The 20,590-nt window shown below is 57.0% G+C and carries 15 protein-coding genes and 1 pseudogene; 6 read left to right on the top strand and 10 right to left on the bottom strand.

Going from position 1 to position 20,590, the window contains the following annotated elements; translation table 11 throughout:
* The 7 genes and pseudogenes from JV201_RS10230 to JV201_RS10205 all read right to left on the bottom strand — a co-directional run.
* A pseudogene (locus JV201_RS10230) lies at window positions 1-1,089 on the bottom strand (hypothetical protein); the annotation flags it as partial.
* The gene (locus JV201_RS10225) at window positions 1,086-2,330 is read right to left on the bottom strand and encodes a hypothetical protein (protein WP_032896252.1); all 1,245 of its coding nucleotides are present in this window, start codon (window positions 2,328-2,330) and stop codon (window positions 1,086-1,088) included. The pseudogene JV201_RS10230 and the gene JV201_RS10225, both read right to left, overlap by 4 nt.
* Complete coding sequence (locus tag JV201_RS10220) at window positions 2,330-3,292, bottom strand: ATP-binding protein (protein WP_257903307.1); 963 nt, start codon at window positions 3,290-3,292, stop codon at window positions 2,330-2,332. Before JV201_RS10220 ends, JV201_RS10225 begins: the two co-directional genes overlap by 1 nt.
* Before the next feature lie 187 nt (window positions 3,293-3,479).
* Complete coding sequence (locus tag JV201_RS29635; RefSeq protein WP_257903306.1) at window positions 3,480-3,611, bottom strand: hypothetical protein; 132 nt, start codon at window positions 3,609-3,611, stop codon at window positions 3,480-3,482.
* Window positions 3,612-3,726: 115 nt separating this feature from the next.
* Window positions 3,727-7,479 (bottom strand): DEAD/DEAH box helicase family protein, encoded by a 3,753-nt coding sequence (locus tag JV201_RS10215; RefSeq protein WP_219406838.1) that lies wholly within the window; start codon window positions 7,477-7,479, stop codon window positions 3,727-3,729.
* A complete protein-coding gene (locus JV201_RS10210) occupies window positions 7,463-9,457 on the bottom strand; it encodes a hypothetical protein (protein WP_219406837.1) in 1,995 nt (664 codons plus the stop codon). The genes JV201_RS10215 and JV201_RS10210 overlap by 17 nt, the downstream gene beginning before the upstream one ends.
* Complete coding sequence (locus JV201_RS10205; protein WP_257903305.1) at window positions 9,457-10,608, bottom strand: hypothetical protein; 1,152 nt, start codon at window positions 10,606-10,608, stop codon at window positions 9,457-9,459. Before JV201_RS10205 ends, JV201_RS10210 begins: the two co-directional genes overlap by 1 nt.
* A 283-nt stretch (window positions 10,609-10,891) precedes the next feature.
* Here JV201_RS10205 and JV201_RS10200 point away from each other — a divergent pair, with 283 nt between their 5' ends.
* The 3 genes from JV201_RS10200 to JV201_RS10190 all read left to right on the top strand — a co-directional run bounded on the left by JV201_RS10200 (window position 10,892) and on the right by JV201_RS10190 (window position 14,688).
* Window positions 10,892-12,979: an AAA family ATPase gene (locus tag JV201_RS10200; protein ID WP_219406836.1), complete on the top strand. Its 2,088-nt coding sequence runs from the start codon at window positions 10,892-10,894 to the stop codon at window positions 12,977-12,979.
* Between the two features lie 93 nt (window positions 12,980-13,072).
* Window positions 13,073-14,086 (top strand): YafY family protein, encoded by a 1,014-nt coding sequence (locus JV201_RS10195; RefSeq protein ID WP_219406835.1) that lies wholly within the window; start codon window positions 13,073-13,075, stop codon window positions 14,084-14,086.
* 65 nt (window positions 14,087-14,151) lie between these two features.
* Complete coding sequence (locus tag JV201_RS10190; RefSeq protein ID WP_219406834.1) at window positions 14,152-14,688, top strand: GIY-YIG nuclease family protein; 537 nt, start codon at window positions 14,152-14,154, stop codon at window positions 14,686-14,688.
* Window positions 14,689-14,716: 28 nt separating this feature from the next.
* Here the strand turns inward: JV201_RS10190 and JV201_RS10185 are convergent, their stop codons facing one another.
* The 3 genes from JV201_RS10185 to JV201_RS10175 form a co-directional block, all read right to left on the bottom strand.
* Window positions 14,717-15,469 carry an NAD-dependent deacylase gene (locus JV201_RS10185; protein ID WP_219406833.1) on the bottom strand — a complete coding sequence of 251 codons (753 nt, stop codon included), beginning with the start codon at window positions 15,467-15,469 and terminating at the stop codon, window positions 14,717-14,719.
* Between the two features lie 236 nt (window positions 15,470-15,705).
* Window positions 15,706-15,963: a hypothetical protein gene (locus tag JV201_RS10180; RefSeq protein ID WP_219406832.1), complete on the bottom strand. Its 258-nt coding sequence runs from the start codon at window positions 15,961-15,963 to the stop codon at window positions 15,706-15,708.
* On the bottom strand, window positions 15,953-16,570 hold the full coding sequence (locus JV201_RS10175) for a tetratricopeptide repeat protein (RefSeq protein WP_219406831.1): 618 nt from the start codon (window positions 16,568-16,570) through the stop codon (window positions 15,953-15,955). The genes JV201_RS10180 and JV201_RS10175 overlap by 11 nt, the downstream gene beginning before the upstream one ends.
* 144 nt (window positions 16,571-16,714) lie before the next feature.
* Here JV201_RS10175 and JV201_RS10170 point away from each other — a divergent pair, with 144 nt between their 5' ends.
* The 3 genes from JV201_RS10170 to JV201_RS29630 all read left to right on the top strand — a co-directional run.
* Window positions 16,715-16,879, top strand: coding sequence for a hypothetical protein (locus JV201_RS10170; RefSeq protein ID WP_165933340.1), 165 nt, complete (start codon window positions 16,715-16,717; stop codon window positions 16,877-16,879).
* 467 nt (window positions 16,880-17,346) lie between these two features.
* Window positions 17,347-19,962, top strand: coding sequence for a PD-(D/E)XK nuclease family protein (locus JV201_RS10165; RefSeq protein ID WP_257903327.1), 2,616 nt, complete (start codon window positions 17,347-17,349; stop codon window positions 19,960-19,962).
* 2 nt (window positions 19,963-19,964) lie between these two features.
* A partial coding sequence (locus tag JV201_RS29630; protein WP_257903304.1) for a UvrD-helicase domain-containing protein occupies window positions 19,965-20,590 on the top strand: 626 nt, incomplete at its 3' end.

The following is a 20,590-nucleotide window of genomic DNA, read 5'->3' as shown; positions in this document are numbered from 1 at the left end:
CTGCAGGCCCTTGAGGCTCTCTTCGACATTAACCAAGCGGCTGAGCTGAGTACTCATCTCGGCGATTTGTGGAAGGTTTTCACTGAGTCTGGCGATCTGGTCGAGCTGTTGGTGATGGTTGGCAAGTCGGGTATCCAGCGCATTGAAATGGTTCTGGGCCTGTTTACCGTTCTGSAATTCAACCGCYTKGAKCTGTTTGAGCTCGSTCGMCAKCTGCAGACCCTGGRCRTTGWAGGCCTCAATCATCCGAGTGCCGACATTTTCCAGCGTAGCTCGGTTCGCCTGCTCACTTTCGGTATGCAACGCCAACGTAGCTTTRCGACCGAGATCAWTTTCGACTRCYAGACTGGCAAGCCTTTCATCCAGCGCAGTGAGCTGGCTTTCGGATTGTTTACCGTTCTGGAAYTCRACYGCCTTKATCTGYTTGAGCTCGGWGGCAACCAGCAGACCATGGGCATTGAACGCCTCTACCAGCCGGGTACCGACACTCTCCAGGGCAGCCAGGTGCACTTGATCACGTTCGGCATGCCGTGCAAGTGCGGCTTTGCGGCTCAGATCAATCTCAGCCTTCATGTGCTCCAGGCACCAGTCCGTGCGCTTGCTTTCCGCTGACCACGGCGCGGCTTCCCACAGCTTGATCAAGATGAAGGCAATGATGCCCCAAGTGGAGGTTTTAAACTTGGTGCCCAAGTCTTTCATCATGCCGGTGAGCTGAGTCAGGGAACCGCTCATGGCGTTGAGCGAGTCATCATGCCCCTGAAGGATGGTCGAGGCCTTGTCCAACGCCAAGCCCAGCCCCAGAAACGTGCCCAACAGCCCTATGATCAGTAGCAACCCCGGCATATTGGAAGCAAAGCGCTCCCAACCTGACGCGACAGCGTGGCTCAACTCACCAATTGAACCGTGCTCAATGTCCAGCGCATTGATGCGAGCCCCACCGCGCCAGTTTTTTTCCCACTTCGCCGGTTGGCCAAAAACCTGTGAAGTAATCAGCGACAGCAGCAGACCGAACGCGATGATGCTGAAAAAAAACACTTCCAGCGGGTTGCTCAGCGAAGGTGTCAAGAACTGCAGAATTTCGCCAATCATGCCGCTACCTCAATCACTTTGAACGCATCCGTCCGTTTCTTGCAGTCGGCCTCGAAAATATTGGCGAAGCTGACAATCAGCGATTTCTCTTCCGGCTCCAGGCTTTCCCATTTTTCGCCGTTCTGTGCGCAGCGAACGAGAATCTCGCCAACCTTGCCGCCGTGATCGATCAGATACTCCTGATCGTCGGCCACAATTTGCTCTTCGCTCTTCTCAAGCAGTTGCAGAAAACCTTCCGCAGCGAACACATAGTTGCGCTTGGCACGTGTCTCGTTGCCCAGCGCTTCAAGTTTGGCTTCGTCACGTGGTAACAGCTTGCGTAGGTCATCCAGCACCAGCGCCTCTCCCGACTCCAGCGGTTCCAGCTCTGCCTCCAGCTCCAGGCGTCGCTTAAGCACTCGGTCCTTGACCACGCGTTTATTGAGCTCTTCCCAGGCTGCTTGAGCATTTTGCAAACTCAGGCCCCACACCAGAATCATTTCCTCGAATACAAACGGAATCACGGCCTTGCCGAAGTGCTTGACGGTCATATCGTCCAGGCGCTGTACGTCAGCATCGCTCAATTCGGCCCGTGCTTCGATCAGTTGGGCAGCGACGTCGATAATGAACAGTGGCTCCTGGCTCAGGGACACGACGTCTTCCAGCTGGGTCATTTGCTCTTCGTAAACTTGCAGCAGCTTCTGCACGGCGCGAACCCGCAGGTAATGGTCGAAATCCACGAACGCTTCTGTTTCGACGAGGCGATTAGTCAATGCCTTGACCAAGTGATAGCGGTTGGTCAACGCAATCGCCTGGAGTGCTTCGCGGTCTGCACCCTGGGTTTTGGCCATGGCCGCGTTCAGATCTCGCTCCCGCGCCTGCGCTTCGGCGATCTCCTGCTCATCCAGCAATTTTTTCTGCCATTCTCGGGCACGCTCAATCACCCAGTCGATGGCCTGCTGCACCTTGGCTGCCAACGGGTGGGTATCCAGGTGCTCCAGCGCGGCCAAGGCACGCTCCAGGCCAAGACTCAAGGCCTTAACCCATGGCCACGGCACATGGGTTGCGAGCGTTCGAAGTCCCACGCGCATACTGGAAATGTAAGGCTTAGCTGCCTGGTAAAGTTGCTTGACCTCTCCTACAAAAATTTCTGCTTCGTCGGCGAGCCATTTGACGGCTTTGCTAACGGTTTGCTTGACGGCACGGAACGCGGACGACGCAACGTTTTTCACCGTACTTACGAGAGAATCAAACCAGCCCATTAACTATCGCTCCTTTGATGAATGCCCAATGCTTTACGGTTCGCCGCGACGGTGCCGAGATCAACCTCGGGCCGCGAAGCGTGAATGTCTTGACGCGCAGCCAGCAGCTGAGCGAGAGCTTCCTGAAGATGAGCCTGCTGCAGCACACCGGCGCCTTGGGGCAGCAGGGGCTTAGGCAAAGCCAGTCTCAAACAGGCGCGTATTTCACGACCCGATAGTCCCTCAGACGCGGCGGCGAGGACGTCAAGCACCCCTTCCCGCTCCTCTGCCAGGGGAATACCCGGTACCAGCATGCGTGCCCATAGCGCTCGACGCTCACCTTCGCCAGGCAGCTCGAAACGGATGTGCTGAGAAATGCGGCTGACAAAGGCGCTGTCATAGTTGCGCGCAAAGTTGGTCGCAAAAATCACGATGCCAGTGTGCTTCTCCAACTCGATAAGCAGCGTGGAGCGCATGGCATTGACCTCGTTATCAATGCCTTGGGTGACGGAAGACAAACGTTTACCCAGCAACGTGTCGGCTTCGTCCAGGAACAATACGGCGTCTTCGGCACGCGCCAACTCGAACAACTGCGCAATATTTTTTGACGTATCGCCCATGAACTTGCTTTCAAGGTCGGCAATGCTGGCGCTGATAAGCCGTTTGCCGATACTTCCAGCAAATGCCTCGGCCGTCAGCGTCTTTCCCGTACCCGGCGCGCCGTGAAAGTTCAGGATCGTGCCGCTGCCACAAGGGTCGACCTCAGCGAAGCCCCAGGTGACGTAGATGGTGTGATGGTGGTGAATTTTCACCAAGGCTTCATCGAGCTGTTGCTTGATCTGCGGCGAAAGCACTACATCCCGCTCAAGTGTGAAGCGAGGCAATGTGCTTCGCGATGCGGATGCAGTCTTGGCGGGAGGTTCTTCGGCGGCGGCCAACAGCTCAGGCCGTAACTTCTGATAGAGATAGTCTCTGGAGGACACTGTAATCACCAGTCCATTGATTTGAGCTCTTGGGCTTTGCAGCCTTGCAAGAGAAGCTTGCGCAAGTCCGCAGGCAGTGTCTTGATTGAGCCGTTGGAAATCCAACGGCGCATCAGAAAGCTATCGGACAGCAGACGTCGAACTTGAAGATTTTTTGGATCAATTAAGAATCCTGGCGATTAGCACATCACTCCCCGCCGGAGGCCGACTTGCGCCAGGTATCATTCTCTCGCTCCATCTGTTTGTACTTCAGATACAGATCAAAGCTCGCTTTGAGCACCACGGCTAAACCGATGGTAGCCATCACGTTCTTCACCATTTCGCATCCCTCTCTTGTGGTCTGTACTGAGACTACGAGCCGGTCGCGACAGATTGTGTCGGGGCCGAACAGCCGATTCCAAAGGCACGAAAAATACTCACCCTGGCGGTGATACTCAGTCGCCGTCCCCGACTTCCACTTCCCGCCCCATCAATACGTGCTCCAGCCTGTCTGCCTGAGAGGCGACCTGATGAGCAATGTGCATCAACTCTTCAGCATTCAGATGTTGCACTGGATGACACGCCCGCACGCTCAGCTCCTCGTCCTGGTCGACATGGAAGTCCACCAGATCAAATCGGCAATTGCGTCCAAGCGTGTGCTCCACCAGCGGTGACTGGCTGAACTGTTTGAACATCGCCAATTTTCTGGTCCATTTGTGATCGACAACCTTGGAGGTGAACACCACGTACTGGCCCTTGAACCCCCACCGGACCAATTGGTACCGCCCCTCCAGTTTGAAATGGAACTCAAGCCTCCACGTCGATAGACGCCTAACGCTCATGCGCTCAGTGTCGTGTACGAGGCTGTCTACCATCCCGTGGATGCGCGCGACCGTTTCCTCGGTGCGTTTGCTGGATGTAGAACGCGAGCCTGAGACACGCCGATAGACGTCGAGAACTTCGTCACCGACTAGAACACCATCGCTGCCCGCGTAATTTTCGGCGTTGTACAGCAAAGCGAATCGTTTGGTTTTTTCCGCTGTCGGCGCCAGCAACACCCGCCTGAACGAATCGGCTTGCAAGGCCTTGAGGAAGCGGACGCGGCCGATGGGGCTGTGGATATCGCCTGACGCGTCGATATCGCAAGGAATCGTTGCTGCTACCAACAACTCGGCCATGCCAACAGCGCTGCGCACGGTAACGCTCGGCATGTCGAAATCCGCTGTCGACAGATGCCAGCCGTCACCAGCCTCCCTCACGAAAGCCTGCGGATCGCCAGTCAGATCTCTAAGCGTGGTCCCCAATTGGGTTTTGACATGAACCAGACGCTGCGTCATGACACTGGCCTGATTGCTTATCGCCTCACTGCGGTCATCGCCCTTTAGGTCTTCGTCAGTGATTTCATAATGGCTGGTGAGAAAGTCGAGAATCTGCGGCTTCACGGGCGCCTGGTCCACCAACTCCTCATGCAGCTCCACTTCGCGCTTGAAGCGGGGTCCCTGGTGGCCCACGGCATGCAGCGTTTGAATGAATGCGTTCATGTTGGCCGCAGCCTGGCGTACCTGATAAAACTCCATGCTTTGACGGATGTGCGGAAAGCCCACCTGAATGAAATGCTCGGCATAACCGGTGCCGGCCGTGAGCATGCGCCGATGTGCCAGTGACCCGACCCGATCAACACGCCCGACCTTTTGCTCCAGAGCGATGGGGCTGGAGGAAATACCGTAATGCACGACACTGTCGCAGAAGGTATGCAGGTCTTCCCCTTCTTGAAAAACATCGGTGGAGATCAGCACACGTGGATAGCCAGGCATGCGGAAGAGCGTGGCAATCGCTGTACGGCTGGCGCTGTTCTCGCCGGTAGCTCCGCGAATGGGTGAAGTGGAACGAACCTGAGTGGCCAGATACTTGGTCAGGCCACTGACTGGCCTTGAGTAGATCTCCGGAAAGTTGAGTTTGATCAACAAATCCAGGCTCTCGACGGTATCGCGCAATATCTGATAACTGCTGAACGGGCTGTGCTTTGCTCGCTGAACATCCAACAGTTCGACGAGTGCCTCTATGAACAGGCCGTCGGCGTCGCCGTCCTTTTCCCTGCGAGCGCTCCTAAGCGAATACAGATCAATGAAAGGATGATCTACACGACACAGCGCGCCGAGCAATTCCTGATGAGTACTCAGTCTGCGCAACAGCCGATCAACCGCACCATTGTTTAAAGTGGCAAGTTGGGTGAATACTTTTGGACACCAACATGGTGCCAGCACAGCAAGTTCGCCATGGCGCCGCAAGCTATCCCAGAGCGTTGAACGCTCCAGTTCACGGGCAAGAGCTGAAGGGTCAGCCAAGTCACACGTGGCCTGGAACCCTTCGAACAACACATTCAACACGCGATTGGCGACTGCCGCGGCGTCATCGTCACGCGTTGCGACGGCCCGCAGATACGCATATTGAGCCAATCGATAACGTTGGCCGGGACTGGCGACAGACTCGCTCTTGCCAATCACGCTCCAATCGATTTTCAAAGACGTCACGGCGGGCATGCCCGGCAAAGATAACCAGTTAGCCTCGAACACTCGGCTCTGCAACAGCGTGCTACGGAAGTTGTGGGGCAACTGCCCCAGCCCCTTGATGCTGGACAGCTCCGGGTTCTGACCGCGATAGAACCAGGTGAAGAAATTGTCGCTGCTTGCCGGTGCCTCGAATACGTCAACGACATCATTTTCGATCAGGGAGTGACTACGTTCGACCGTGCGCGTTCGGTAAAGCTGGTAACTTTTGACAACGGCATCGTCGCCGTCGATGTAGGCACCAATCCAATCGTCGTAGGCTTCTTCCAGCTTGAACTTCAGCTCGGAAACGCTGCGCACACGGCGGACGAAAACCAACTGTTTTTTACCATCGACAAACGCCCGGTGATGCGTCTGCTGACTCACGCTGTCCATTTTTGGATGCGGTGGTCTGCGTTCGAAGGTGCTCTCGTAATCTTCCACCAGGAATTCAACGACACTGCGGTCTGCCGCATCCCGCAAAGAGTCGCCTTCGTCCGCGGCCTCCTGACCATCGAACTCTACCGGCCGGTTTTTTTCGCCAGGCAGGTAACTCTCGAACGACGCCAGCATGCCCAGCTCAAAACGATTGGAGCAGTTCTCCTGCAAGTGTTCGCTCACCTTCTTTTGCAGCAGAGCGGCGAACAATTTTTGCGCTACGGTCATCTCCACTTCCGCAGCCTTGCCGCTGCGATGCTCACGACGATACATGTTGCGGGTGTGAGCCACCTGATCAAGCGTGAGCGTGTTCAGGCGACGTACGAACAAGCGACTGAGCGCCGCGTGCATGTCGGGGGCGGCCGGATCGCCGCCCTCCGGCAGTGCCGCATGCCCCTGGAAGCCGAACAAAGCGAGTTGGTTGCGCAACTGTCCGAGATGGCGGTCGTAGGGTGTTGCCGACAGCAGCAACAGGCGCTTGATACGCTTGCTGTCACCCAGCAAGGTTGCCAACAAGCGGTTGCGGTCACTGCTTTCACGTCCAGCACGCAGGTTGTGCGCTTCGTCCACTATTACCAGGTCGAAGCGGGGCAACATCTCGCCCAACGCCTTCACCCAGACATCCTTGATCTGCCGCTTGAGTCCTCCTGGATTGCTTCTGCCGTCCATGGTGTTTAACTGCCTGACGATCTTCACCAGAAACTTACTATGTTGCGGCATCAACTCCTCAAAGCGCTGGGTCCAACGCAGCATGTCGGCTACGGTGTTTCCCATGGCAAAGCTGAAGGCTGATGTGCAGATAAAAAGATCGCGCTCGTTGCCGCTGGCCACTGTCTGAACCACCTCAGACAAATTGTGGCAGGCTCTGAACGGCGTGACCGGCTCGCCACCCAGGCCTTTGACCGCCATGTCCTCAATCCGATAGTTGCTATGGACAAACGCCCGATAGTCCTTGATCCATTTGTCGCGGACGTTGTTTTTCGGCAGCAAATACAGGACACGCAGACCAGGGTTGAAATGCCGCATCAATGCAGCAACACCAAGGCCGATGTACGTCTTGCCCATCCCCACTTCATCGGCGAGGTACGCCACCTGACGGTCCGCCAGTTTGTTGTAAAGGGCGACCGTGCCTAAGAGTTGCTGCTCAGCCAAGCCCTCGAGTTCAGGATTGCCGCCGGAAAAATCGATAACGGCCTCGGCCGTTGCCTTATTGATCCGCTGCATGGGGGGCATCCTTCTTCCGTGAATTTACAGCGTTCAAGGGACGCTGAAATTGAGTCCTGAACCAGTCGAGGAAACGCGCACCTTCGGCCTCGTCGAGCTGGCGCAACAGCTCGTCATTTTCCAGTTTGGTAATGAGTTCCTGTACGCGCCTGGTCAGGGTCGCGCAACGGTGCTGCGGATATCGGGCCAACAAGCCTTGCATGCTGATCAGCGTCAAATAGCGCACAACCACCGTGTCTTCATCACCGCCCCCCGCTTCCACGCTTTCCAGCATGGCCGTCAAAGAGTCGGGCTGACAGCCAGCGAGGTAATACGCGAGTTTTTTTGCGTTGTTCTCGTCTGCCGCCAGTGCAAGGGTGCGTTCCAATTGCCAGAACGCGCCATTGACCTGCGAGAACTCCGCGAAGAAGCTTTTGGCGTCACTCGCGTCCATCATTTCCGGCAGTTGTTCATCCGTCGCACCGAGTGCGGCACGGAGGTTAAGCATCTGTTGAGCCAGCTCACCGAACTGGCTGATTTTTTTGGTAAGACGCATCTCGATGAACAAACGCAATAGACTTTGCAGGTCCATCGCCGGCAATTGGCTGGGACGACAGTAAATGTTGCGCTGCGTCACCATCAGGTAACGCTCCACGCACTCGGCACCTGACTGCCAGCGCACCCAGACCAGAGAAGAGCGTTCCAGATGGTCACGCAATGCAGGCAGAAACGCATTGCCCGAAGTTGTCTGTGCGAAAACAATTGAGCCAAGGCTTGGCGTCGGGTCGTCCAGCAATGTCAGCTCACCGCTGATCGAATCCTGTGCTGTCACCTCCAGCATTTGGCTGTCCCAGTCGTATGCCAGGCGCAAGACCGGCATTGCCAGTCCTTCCGAAGCTTCAGCGCTATGCAAATCCGAGTCCGGGGCAAACCCCGAAGGCAGGGCCATCAAAGGCTCCAGCAATGGCGGGAAATCGCCTCCTTGCAGAAGAAAACCAGCCTCGACATTTTCCCGGAATGCCTTGTGGCTGAAATTCACTGACCCCACAAACTGCCACGACCGCTTGCCGCGCCCCTGGAATATCTTTGCGTGTACCCGGCGAAAGGGGGCTCCGAAGACCTGATGGCTATCGTTCCAGGCAGAGGCCCAGTCGCACCATTGATCGGTATCAAACGCTTCAAATACTCCAGGATCGACAACTGCGCGCTTCTCCTCATCCCGTGGCAGCAGCAAACGGATTGTCGGGAACAGACTCATCAGTTTCTGAGTATCGCCACTGTCCGGTTTCTCGCCGAAGAAAGGACTGACGATTTCCAACGTGGCGGCATCCTTGGCAGCGGGCAACGTATGTGGGCGCTGGCCAATGAAGTCGAGAAAAGCCAAACGGTCAGAAGCAGCCCCGGAGAAATAGAAGCTGCAATCGGGATCATCGGCGCTCGCCAACCAACCGGCCTGCACATTCACTATTTCATCCAGGACAGGGGTGGGCGCGACGGCCTGAAAAAATCGCAGTGCACGGCGCATGGGTTCAAGAATATTGGCCGGTGCACGAGTCGCCTGCAGCTCGACAAAATGTCCAACCTCGATGTTGTCCCACCACCCCGCCTTGGTCAGGTTGAATGACCCGGCCACCAGCAGAATCGTCGGTATTTGATCGCCCTTTTCATGCAAAACCAACATTGCCATCTTGGCGTGTTGGCACGCCCCGCCGATCCGCACGGGCAAATAATCGACTTCGAGGCGACTACCTGCCGTGGGGTTGAATACGTCCACGTCATGCACCACGGCAAAGTGCCTGCCCTTGTCCTGCATCAATGCCTGCAACTGGACCGAGCGAATATCGCTCTGGCTTGAAAGGGCCTGATCGCCCAGTAGCAGCGGGATGACCTCAAGCTCGAAGAAGTCTGGCTCGAAGCTGTAGGTGGTGAAAAAAGCCGAGGTCACTTCGCGCTCGCCAATACAGGCCCGAAACGCATCACTGATGGTGTGTGCTTTCATTATTGGCCTGCCTTGGCAATGGTCAGGAAGGAATGAAGAAAAAAGCTATAGTCCCAGGTTTTTCCACAATGACTGCCAAGGTCCTCAGGCAGCCAGGCGCGATCCACGGGAACCCGAACCCTGAGTTTGTCTGCCTCCCAGTGAAGCCACGCGGCGCCACCTCTCTGGCCCATCACTACGCTGTTCTGGATGACGATCTGCTCGATTACCGAAGCGGCATCGCCGCCGTTGGCAGCCTCCACGAGGCTCTGCAGAAACGATAAATGCGGCAACCCCGGCCGGCTCCAGTCCAGCGGCAGGAATGGCGCCGTGAGCCGTGGACTCAAGTCGTCGATCAAATCGCTACGGCAGCGGCCTTTCTGGCTTTGCAGCCAGGCAACAAGCGTATTGGCAAACACCAGCACTGGCTGCAGCAGCAAAATTTGCTTTAGAACATCCTGCAACGGGGGGTCGACACGCTGCTCGGTCAGCGCCCACTGGATAAAATCGCGCACTGAAGATTTATCGCCAGGCAACCGGAGCCACACGTTGACCGCCTCGAACAACGCGACTTGCAGGGGGCCAGCCTCTTGGTATTTCAGCAGCGCCTGGACGATGTGCTTGCGCATGCTTTGGTCATTTAGCAGCGCGGCAAAGTCGGGCGCCAACAGGGACAATTGCGCCCGGGTCACATTGTTCCGGCCGGCAAAATCCTCGAAGCGTTGCCACCGAGAGTCACCAAACACCTGCAACATAAGATCCGTGAGCGCCACACCTCGGTCAGTCAGTTTTCTTTCACTGCCTTTGATAAGACCCGCCGCCTGCAGTGCGGAGGAATACAGCCCCCACAGCCCATAGCTGAGTTGATTGCTGAGGATTTGCGCCTTCTTGTGTATGCCCAATTCCATCGAGTCGCGTTTGAGATTGGCGATAGCAAGCTGGCTTCCCAGTGGCCCGGCTTTAACAGAGTCATGAAGTCGCAGGTAAGCCGACAGTTGCTCGGCGCGCGCGTACCGCTGCTGGACGTCTTCAAGAGGACGAGACTTCGTGCCTGTATGGGCATATCGACAGGCCAGCAACGCGACCATGAAATGGCTCATGCGGCTGGTGACCGTTGTCAGGTTACCCACCGCCTTTCGCCCCACCGAGCTCCAGATGGACTCGATGGCCAAGGGATCTCGTGATCCTTTAGGACGTAACCTGTTATCCAACAGAGATAGAACGGTAAGCATGAAAACTCGATCCTTGAGAAGGCTGACGCCGGACTGAACAAGGTGTTCATACCAGCAATATCACCAGGCACCGACAAGATGTGTCGTCTGCAGTGATCTGGCATCCAGGGGGTCGCCGTGCGCGGCAGGCAATATGACATCACTCAATACGCACGACAACCACGACACATCCTGACCACTGCTCGCCCTACCCTGCCGCCTCCCCAGCATCAGGAGATCTAGCATGGGAACCCGATTAAACCCTTTCGCACACGGCAGCCGCCGCGGCGTTGACACCTGTGCGCTATCGCTGAAGTGGAGTTTCCAACTGCTGCTGGATCTGGGGGGACATCGCACCTTTATCAGCCGACACGGCCTCAATGATGAGGATCTTGCGCATGAACTGGGTCTGGCCAAATGGATAGACGGCGATAATTACAGTCCCGCACTTGCCTTGGCGACACTGCGCAAAGGCGCTCGTAGCTTCAACGCCGATCCCCTGTATGCGCCCTACCCGGACAGCCTGGCGACCAATCTTGAGGCATTGGGAGAATTGTTGGGCTTAGCCGACGCAGAGCTCCAGGTGCTCGGTTTTTGCGTGCTGATGCACACCGATCCGACGCTCAGTGATGCGACGGATCAGCTGGGGATGCTGGGACTCAACCGTGCAATAAAAGTGCTGTCCGTACTATTGGGCCTGCCGCTACCGTCGGTCGAGGCCTGCCTGGCGCATAACAGCCCACTGATGCGCACCGGACTGCTGGAAATAAGCAATAACCACCGCTCCGTCATGGCGTTGAGTTCGATGTTGTCGGTTAGCAACCCGGACCTGCCTGGCCTCCTGCGCTTCAGCAAAGGCACGCCACTGGAGCTGTTCGCTTATGCGTTCCGCTTGAGTCCACCCGGCAGCTTGAGCTGGGAGCATTACAGTCATGTCAGACAGCCGCTGATGATCGCCGAACGCTACCTGAGCAAATCCTTGGCCCAAGGGCGTCAAGGTGTGAACATTCTGCTGTATGGCCCGCCTGGTACTGGCAAGACTCAACTCAGTCGTCTGATCGCTCACAGCCTGGGCAGCGCTCTTTATGAAGTCGCCTGCACTGACAGCCAAGGTGACCCGGTGTCCGCCAAGCAACGTCTGTGCTCCCTGCGCGCGGCCAACAGTGTGCTGCATTCTCAACGCGCCTTGCTCGTACTTGACGAGATCGAAGACATCTTCCAGACCGCCAGCGCAGACGCCAATAGTCGCTCGCAGAAAGGCTGGATCAATCGCATGCTGGAAGAAAATACGCTGCCGTGTTTCTGGCTGAGCAACAGCATAGAGGCTATCGACGCCGCCCATATACGACGCTTCGATATGGTGATCGAGGTGCCCAACCCGCCACTGGCACAACGCAAACGGATGCTGCGCGAGTGTGGCGGTGGCAAATTGAGCGATCAGTTGATCGAACACCTCAGTGCACACGAGCGAATGACGCCTGCCGTGCTGGAGCGGGCAGTGCGCGTAGGACGCAGCGTGTCGCAGCGCGCCAGCAAGGCGCTGGATAACACTATTCGCTGCATTGTCGACGGAACGCTGAAAGCTCAAGGCTTCGAAAAACTTCAGCACACAGACGGCGCTTTGCCAGCGCTCTATTCTCCGGAGTGGATCAACGCCGACCTCCCCCTGGACGGACTGGTTGACGGTTTGCGCTCTCATCCACAGGCACGGTTGTGTTTCTACGGGCCACCCGGCACTGGCAAAACCGCATTTGGCCACTGGCTGGCGCAGGAGTTGGGCAAGCCGCTGATGGTCAAGCGAGTCTCCGACCTCGTATCCCCTTACGTGGGAATGACTGAGCAGAACCTGGCGGGCGCTTTCGAGCTCGCGCAACGAGAAGACGCCGTACTCCTGCTAGATGAGGTCGACAGTTTTTTGCAGGACCGGCGCAAGGCGCGGCAAAGCTGGGAGGTCACTGCGGTCAATGAAATGCTCACGCAAATGGAGAGCTACCGAGGGCTGTTCATTGCCTCCACAAACCTGATCCTCGATCTGGATCAAGCCTCTCTGCGGCGCTTCGACCTTAAGGTGCATTTCGGCTACCTGGCAACCGCTCAGGCTCAGGCATTGTTTGCCGCACATCTGAAGGCTCTGGCGCTCAAGGACCCACAAAACAGTGCTGCGACTCGCTTGCGCGGCGAGGCATACCTGACTCCCGGTGACTTCGCGGCGGTCGCGCGCCGGGGGCGCTTCAAGCCATTCGCCAGCGCGGATGAATTGGCAGGAGCACTGCTTGCCGAGTGTCAATTGAAGTCCACTGGGCAGCAGCGCCCTATCGGTTTCATACATTAAACGGACTAAAGGTTGCCGGATTGTCGCCGATAGGCAGACAACCGGCTTATTCGCCAGCCAAAGGCCAGCTTCAACACTACAAGGATGATTCTCTTGCCTTCAGCCAAGACCCATAGCGCTTTGAGTCGTCAATGGGAGCTGTTGCAACAGCTGCCCAAACGCTCACCCGGTATCACAGTGAGTGAATTGCTGACTCGCCTGACGGCCACTGGCTACTCCATCAGCCGCCGCAGCATCGAACGCGACCTGCGTGACCTGTCCCTGGTGTTTCCATTGCAGTGCAACGATGGCGGTACGCCCTTCGGTTGGTACTGGAAACCGGGCGTGAGCGTCGAGTTGCAGGGCATTACTCTGACTGAAGCCGTAAGTCTTGCGTTGGTCGAAGATGCAATCCGTCCACTGCTCCCGGGCAGCATGTTAAGCGTGCTGGAACCGCGCTTCGAGCATGCCCGACAAAAACTCAAAGGCCTCGAAGACGGCAACCCCGCCGCGCGCTGGCCCGACAAAGTTGCGAGCGTTCGGCCGGATTTCAATCTTCGAGCTCCGGAAATCCAGGCAGAAACGTTGGAGGCACTGCAGCATGCCCTGATTAGCGAACAGCAAGTTCATTGTCAGTACTACTCGGCACACACCGACAAACTCAGTGTAATGACTCTCAACCCCCTGGCGATTGTCCAGCGGGGACTGATCACCTATCTGATCGCCACTGCCGCGCCGTATACCGATGTCCGTCAGTTCGCGGTACATCGCTTTCGTGCGGTAACGGTGCTCGACACGCCATGCCAGGGGCTGGAGTCATTCGAGCTGCAAACCTACCTTGCCACCGACGCCCTGCAGTTCGGCAAACCCGAGAAAATCCGCTTCAAGGCTTGGGTGAGTGAACACCAGGCGCGGTTGATTCGAGAGACGCCACTGAGTAAAGACATGGCGCTCGAAGCATTGTCGGACGGTTATCAGGTGCAGGCCACCGTCAACAATACGTGGCAATTGCACTGGTGGATTTTGTCGTTGGGCGATTCTTTGGTCGTGCAGGAACCGGCAGCACTGCGCCAACAGGTAGGCGATACATTGCGCCGCGCCGCTGCGGCGTATGAGCCAGAAATTTAGCTTGTTTTAAGCAACCGACGCGACCGGCCTATTTTTTGGTCGAATGCTCAACAAGGTAGAAACACATGCTTACACCTTCCATCCTGACCGACATCGCCAGCAATCTGCGTGATCTGGCCTGCTACGTCGAACGCACAACTATCGATAGCCTCCATGACGTATGCATTCCTTTCAGTGAGATCCGCAGCGGCTATCCCGCTCAAACGCTGGGAGCTCTGAAGACCTGGTCCTCTTCCAAAGCGCGCTACATCTATCAGTTTTCAGTTGAAGACGATGCATACAAAGAGCTCCACGTCGCATTTAAGGAAGCCAAGGAGACTCGGAAAAACGATCGGGCGTATTGCCGTCTCAATCCCGCGTCAGCACTGTTGTATGTTGGGAGCTCCTCCGACCTGGATTCTCGGATCAAACAACACCTGGGCTTCGGCAATAAAGGTACCTACGCCATGCAGCTCTGCCACTGGCTGCCAGAACACGAGGGAATGTTGCGCATTCAAGCCTGGCGATTCAGCAAAGAGATCGACGGTGCCGTCGTCCAGGCGATAGAAGATGGCTTGTGGGCCTCGAACAGACCCATGTTCGGCAGACAGGGCGCTCGTTAAGCAATTCGCTGACCGTTGAAGGCGTCCGCTATTCGTTTGCCTGAGCAAGCATCCGCGGCAGTATTTCTGCCGCTTTGCCGACGAGACTGAACTCCCTTTCTCCCTGGACCGATTCTCGCTGCAGGTTGACATGCACAACTACAGCGCCATGTTCCCTGGCGATCCGAGGAATTTCCGCCGCTGGTTGTACCAACCCCGAAGTCCCCACCGAAAGCAGCAGATCGCAATCTCTGACAGCCGCCAACGCTTCACGCCATGCCTGCTCCGGTAGCGACTCACCGAACCAGACCACGCCCGGCCGGACCTTGCCGTTACAATGTCGACAGCGTGGCGGTTCGATCCTGCGTCCGTCTTCATGATCATTCAACTGATCAGTGATCCCCTCAAAAGGCCGGGCACACGCAAAACAGCGCGGCGAGTGGAGGCTGCCGTGCAAATGAATCACTCCATAACAACCCGCACGCTCGTGCAGATCATCGACATTCTGAGTAATGACCGTCAGCCTGGTGACTAACCGAGCGAGTTCGGAAATAGCCAAATGGGCGGAGTTTGGTTTGGCGGCAAGTACCTTTGAGCGTCGCCATTCATACCATCCCCACACCAATGCCGGGTCGTTGCGAAATGCGTCGGCGGTGGCCAATACAGCTGGATCGAAACGTTCCCACAAGCCAGTCATGGCGTCGCGAAACGTCGGGATGCCACTCTCGGCAGAAACTCCCGCGCCAGTAAACACGACCACATGGGAAGCATCACGCAAACGCTGCCCCTGGAATTCGATCATGAGTTTGTCCTATCTACGTAACCGGGCAAACCATTCAGCCAACGTACGATCAATCATATTGGCCGGTTGTCGGGTCAACGCTTCGTTTCCACATTTCTCACATCGATCGCACCAATCCCTCGGTCCAAGGGCATCGCTAAGTGGCACGACCGTTTTCTTCCAGCCACATTTGCCACAGACAAATGTGAAGGGTCTTGGTCTTATGGGCATGTCATTACTCCTCTATTACGCTCGCTTTACGCCACAGGCAGCAAGGCCTGCAGAATTTCCACCTTGCGCTGTAGCTGTTCCACATGAGCCTTTTCCGCTCGTAGCGCCGATCTGAGCTCGCGATTTTCCTCGGCATGCCAATTCGCGCGAGTTCGACGCTCCTGCGTAGTGACATGCCAATCGCTGAGTAAACGCCAGGTTTTGCCGCATCGCGTGTACAGCGCAACCAGTACTGAAAGGATCAGCCCCAGCATCGCGATTGATGCCCAACTCTCAAAACCCATAGCATTTTTCTCCTGACGCAAACGCAGCGCCGGCAGCCAGCCGGTACCAGTGCGTAGCCTTGGCAAAGTCTGGCGCCTGGCCATCCATTCCTTTTTCATGCAAACGCCCCAACGCCTGCGCCGCATGCGTGACGCCTCGTCCATAGGCCTGTTCGTAGTAACTGGCCGCCAGGTCCTGGTTAACGCACATGCCCCGGCCGTACCAAGCTTGCTCGCCAAGATTGAATGCCGCCTCACCCGATCCCAACACATACGCGAGTTTGAACAACCGCCGAGCGAGGACGCTATCGAAAGGTACGCGACGACCGTTGATCCATAGCCAGCCAAGATCATTGAGCGCATCCGGGTCTGAGGCGAGCGAGTCATCGCGTAGCGAACGATACAGAATGCGCAGCAACGCGGGATCGACCATGGTGACCATGGGGCTCGCTGCCTTGATCGTGAGGTAGGCAAGATTGCCGTCGACAGGCGCTTTCAACACTCTCAAGGACGGCATGCCAATGTCTGCATCCGCAACGCATGGCGACCGCGACTCGACAAACCGCATGCTCTCGGCATCGGGCAACAGAGCATCCAGAAACTGGAATACTTTTTCATCAGGGCTCATTCGGACAGCCTTCCGGTTGATCATTCGATAGGGCTCATTATCGAAATGACAACGACATTTTGTGTCGTACACGCATCTCGACACATCCTGTCGCGGCTGATCACAACAATGAAGGCTCATCAATACAACCCAGAGCCAGCACTCATGAAAACCTACAGTGCCTTCATGCAACGCTCCATCGCCACTGCCGGTCCGCAAGCCAATTTCACCATCACCGTACAAGCAGTGAGCTCGGCCATGGCCAAGGTCACTGCCGAAGCCCAGTATCCCGGTTACAAGTGTTTCAACGCTCCCACTCAGGTTCGCTGACGTTTCCCCACCTGTGGATCCCTCCCCTCAACAAGTGATAGCTTATCGCCACACTGCGCGAGAATGCACTGGACTGAGTATCCCCGAATGCTCAAGCCTGAGCCTAATCCGCCGATACAGCCTCGATAACCAAGGCCAAGCGGACATCCTCTGCCCCAAGGAAACTCCTGGAATGGATTACCAGTCGCTCAAGACTCGCCACCACAACGAACGCAACCGCCCACCACCCCAACCTCGCCTTACGTGTTCATCGAGCCCTGAGTTGGCTCAATCCTGGATAAGTCGCAAATATGGCGAGAACAGCGCCTTCGCTGACAAACGTGTCGACCACGACGCAATCCGTCGCACCTCGTTCGTACGGTAGCCGCCAGCCGCTAAATGTGTTTCGTCTTTAGGTCGTTACAACAACTCACCGATAGCGGTGTGTTGAACCCTCAACGTTCACAAGGAGCGTCAACGTGTCTGAAATGCTCATCACGTTCGGTATGCAACTCGATGGTCAACGGGCAACCCGGGCGAGCAATCAGCTGGGCGCTTTGACGGTCGGGCCACAGGGATTTCTGGATATTCTGGAAACCCAACTGGGCCTGACAGCACGCCAGCCTTGCGCGGCGCAGCGTACAGCGGCGTATCGGGATTGCCTGGCACACTGCAACAACGCACAGCGTTTCTACAACGCCAGTTTTTCCGCTGATGAACTGGGTGTGTCCGCTGCATTGCTGGCTTGGCGAGATGACTTGTATCTGTACGGTTGGGATGGGCGCGTGGAGGCAGATGCCAGCCAACGCCTGAAGGACCTTACCGAGGTAGAGATGAAAGCCCGCGAGGTAGTCGCGCCCTCGATTGGGCAACGCCTGCACAATGTTGCCGCGGCTCTGGCTGTACGGCAACCACCGATCAAGAATGTGCTGCTGGCTGACGATTGGGAGGTGTACCCACTTGGTTGGCAAGCGGTACTGCATCAACTCCCGCACGAGCGCCTTGAGGTGCCCGTGGGCACGGCGCAAGGCTTCTTAGGCCAGTTGCAGACGCAACTGCGCAAGAGCATTGCCGGTGAGCGCGTGACACCGATGCCGTGGCAAGAGGACGGCACGGTAAAGGTAGTTCAGGCACAGACTCGAGTGTTGGCGGCGAGCTGGTTGAGCCGCTCGCTGGATGAAAGCGTGCAGACCTTGCTGGTGGCCGCTGCCGAAGGCGGCTGCCTTGATGGTCATTTAGTCGGTGCAAACCAAGCTCGCCATGGCCTGAATGGCAGCAGCGATTTGCGGCCGGCCCTGCAGGTATTGCCTTTGGCAATGGCGTTGCTTTGGGCGCCACTGAATTACCCGGCGCTATTACAGTTTCTGACCCATCCGATATGCCCGATTCGGCTGTTTGCCCGTCGACAGTTGGCGACCAAGGTATCGAGTATGCCGGGTATTGTCGGAGCCGAATGGGAAGCAGTCCTGGAGCGGATCGCAGAACACTACGGTGCCGAAGCGCCTCGTGTTCGGACATCCATTGGCGACTGGCTCGAAGCTCCCACGTTCAGTGTTGATGAAGGCGCGCCGCTGAGCGAAGTGCTGGTGCGTGTCCAGCGCTTGCTGGCGTTCTTTCAACCGCGCCTGGGCCACGAAGAACCCGCACACAGCCTAGCTGCTCGGGCGGGTTATGCGCAGTGCGAAGCTGCTTTGGAAACACTAGAGACGCTTCAACTTCAAGGCGTCGAGCGGTTGCGTCCGCGGCAGTTGCAGCAGGTGATCGAACAGGCCACTGCGAGTGGCACGGATAATCCGTTACTGGCCGCCCAGGTCGGCGCTCATTCGACCGTTTCCCGCCCGGGGGCCGCCATTGAGAGCTCGGACACGGTGGTGTGGTGGAATCTGGCCATGCCGGCACTGCCTGCCATTTCGCCGTGGTCCAAGGCGGAACTGCTGCAACTCGCAAATGCAGGAGTGACGCTGCCCGACGGTGGAACGCTGCTGGCTCAAGCGGCCCAAGACTGGCTACGGCCTTTGCTGGCCGCGAACCGCAATCTAACGCTGGTGCTGGCGCCGCCACACGAGGAAAGTCACCCACTTTGGCAGATGATCGAAGCGGTTGCTCAGCACCCAAAAGTACATGCGCTGGAGGACCTTTTGCTTGCGCCCGGCCTCCTATTTCAGCCACAACCGTCGACCCCCCTACCAGTGCGCAAACGCTGGTGGAAGCTGCCGGCAGACATGCCGCTGGCTCTGCCAGAAAAAGCCTCTTTCTCGAGCCTCAACCTGCTGCTGTTCAACCCTTACCAATGGCTGCTGCAATACGGAGCCAAGATTCAGGCATCCAAGAGTCTCAGTCTGAGCGACAGTTTTCTTCTGAACGGTTCGCTTGCTCACCGTTTAGCTGAACACTTTTTCAGCCGAGCCGACGCGTTGACCATGGACGCGGCAGCCTTCGCCGCGTGGTTCTCGACTCATTTCCCGCGCGTGGTGCTTGAAGAAGGGGCAGTGTTGTTGATGGAGGGGCGCGGTGCCGATCTGTCAACCCTGCGCCAACGAGTGTTGCGTGCAATGACCCAGTTGCGAGCGCACTTGGCCAATGCCAATGTCCGCGTTGTAACCGCAGAGCAGGCGTTGGACGGACAATTCGCTGGAGGCGCTCTGGCGGGTTCTGCCGACCTGGTACTGACTACAGAAGACGGGCATCGAGCCATCGTCGATATGAAGTGGGCCGGCGGCAAAAAATATCCCGAACAACTCAAGGCGAACCGCCATTTGCAACTGGCGATTTATGCCGAGTTGCTGCGTCAGGAGACCAATTCGTTGCCGTCCGTGGCGTATTTCATTCTGGAGTCCGCCCGCCTGCTGACACCGGATGACCGCGTATTTGCCGATTCGGAACGGGTGCCCGCCAATCCGCCAAGCACCACGCCCGAACTCTGGCAGAGCTTTACCGAGGCCTGGAAATGGCGTCAGGCGCAAATCACTGCGGGCGTCTTTGAAGTGGCACTGGAAAGCATTGAAGAGGACGAGGCTTCAACACCGCCCGAGAAAGCGATGCCAATGGAATACCTCAAGGAAGCCTACAACGACTACCTGGCCCTGGCCGGATGGGAGCAATGACAATGCCTAAGAACGCGCACATCACTTTTATCAGCGCAGGCGCCGGCAGCGGAAAAACTCACCGGCTCACAGAGATTCTGCACCAGGAATTGCTCAGTCAGCAGGTCCAACCTGCAGGCGTTATTGCCACCACCTTCACACGAAAAGCGGCGGCCGAACTTCGTGAGCGAGTACGCAGCCATCTGCTCAAAAAAGGTGAGATTGGCTTGGCGACCTCTATGGGGCAGGCCCGAATAGGCACCGTCAACAGCGTTTGCGGCCAATTGCTTGAGCGCTTCGCATTTGAAGCAGGCATGCCACCACAACAGCGAGTCCTGGAAGAGAGTCAGGCGAAAGTGCTGCTCAATCAGGCAGTCGATCGGGTCCTGCATGGTGAAAGCATGGACACCTTCCTTGCCATCGCACGCCGTCTTGGCCTGGAGGTCACCCATCAACAGGGCGACTATGCGAGCAACAACTGGCTCGATGAACTGCGCAGACTGTTGGATCAATTACGCACCAACGACATCGACCTCGATCTGGCTCATGGCTTTGCTGTCCGCAATGCCGAGGACATGCTTGAGCATTTCCCCACTGCGACCAAAACCGACTTGAGTGGTGAGCTCCTAGGCATTATTCCCGATGTGCT

The organism is Pseudomonas sp. Colony2 (genome assembly GCF_019382755.1).
In the GTDB taxonomy this organism is placed as follows: Bacteria; Pseudomonadota; Gammaproteobacteria; order Pseudomonadales; family Pseudomonadaceae; genus Aquipseudomonas.
This window is presented reverse-complemented; position numbering and strand designations above follow the sequence as displayed.

What these genes read in the sequence shown, in the direction of transcription:
- JV201_RS29635 (WP_257903306.1), bottom strand. Translation starts at nt 3,611, where the DNA reads ATGGTGAAGAACGTGATGGCTACCATCGGTTTAGCCGTGGTGCTCAAA.
- JV201_RS10225 (WP_032896252.1), bottom strand. Translation starts at nt 2,330, where the DNA reads ATGGGCTGGTTTGATTCTCTCGTAAGTACGGTGAAAAACGTTGCGTCG.
- JV201_RS10210 (WP_219406837.1), bottom strand. Translation starts at nt 9,457, where the DNA reads ATGAAAGCACACACCATCAGTGATGCGTTTCGGGCCTGTATTGGCGAG.
- JV201_RS10165 (WP_257903327.1), top strand. Translation starts at nt 17,347, where the DNA reads ATGCTCATCACGTTCGGTATGCAACTCGATGGTCAACGGGCAACCCGG.
- JV201_RS10175 (WP_219406831.1), bottom strand. Translation starts at nt 16,570, where the DNA reads ATGAGCCCTGATGAAAAAGTATTCCAGTTTCTGGATGCTCTGTTGCCC.
- JV201_RS10215 (WP_219406838.1), bottom strand. Translation starts at nt 7,479, where the DNA reads ATGCAGCGGATCAATAAGGCAACGGCCGAGGCCGTTATCGATTTTTCC.
- JV201_RS10185 (WP_219406833.1), bottom strand. Translation starts at nt 15,469, where the DNA reads ATGATCGAATTCCAGGGGCAGCGTTTGCGTGATGCTTCCCATGTGGTC.
- JV201_RS10180 (WP_219406832.1), bottom strand. Translation starts at nt 15,963, where the DNA reads ATGGGTTTTGAGAGTTGGGCATCAATCGCGATGCTGGGGCTGATCCTT.
- JV201_RS10200 (WP_219406836.1), top strand. Translation starts at nt 10,892, where the DNA reads ATGGGAACCCGATTAAACCCTTTCGCACACGGCAGCCGCCGCGGCGTT.
- JV201_RS10190 (WP_219406834.1), top strand. Translation starts at nt 14,152, where the DNA reads ATGCTTACACCTTCCATCCTGACCGACATCGCCAGCAATCTGCGTGAT.
- JV201_RS10170 (WP_165933340.1), top strand. Translation starts at nt 16,715, where the DNA reads ATGAAAACCTACAGTGCCTTCATGCAACGCTCCATCGCCACTGCCGGT.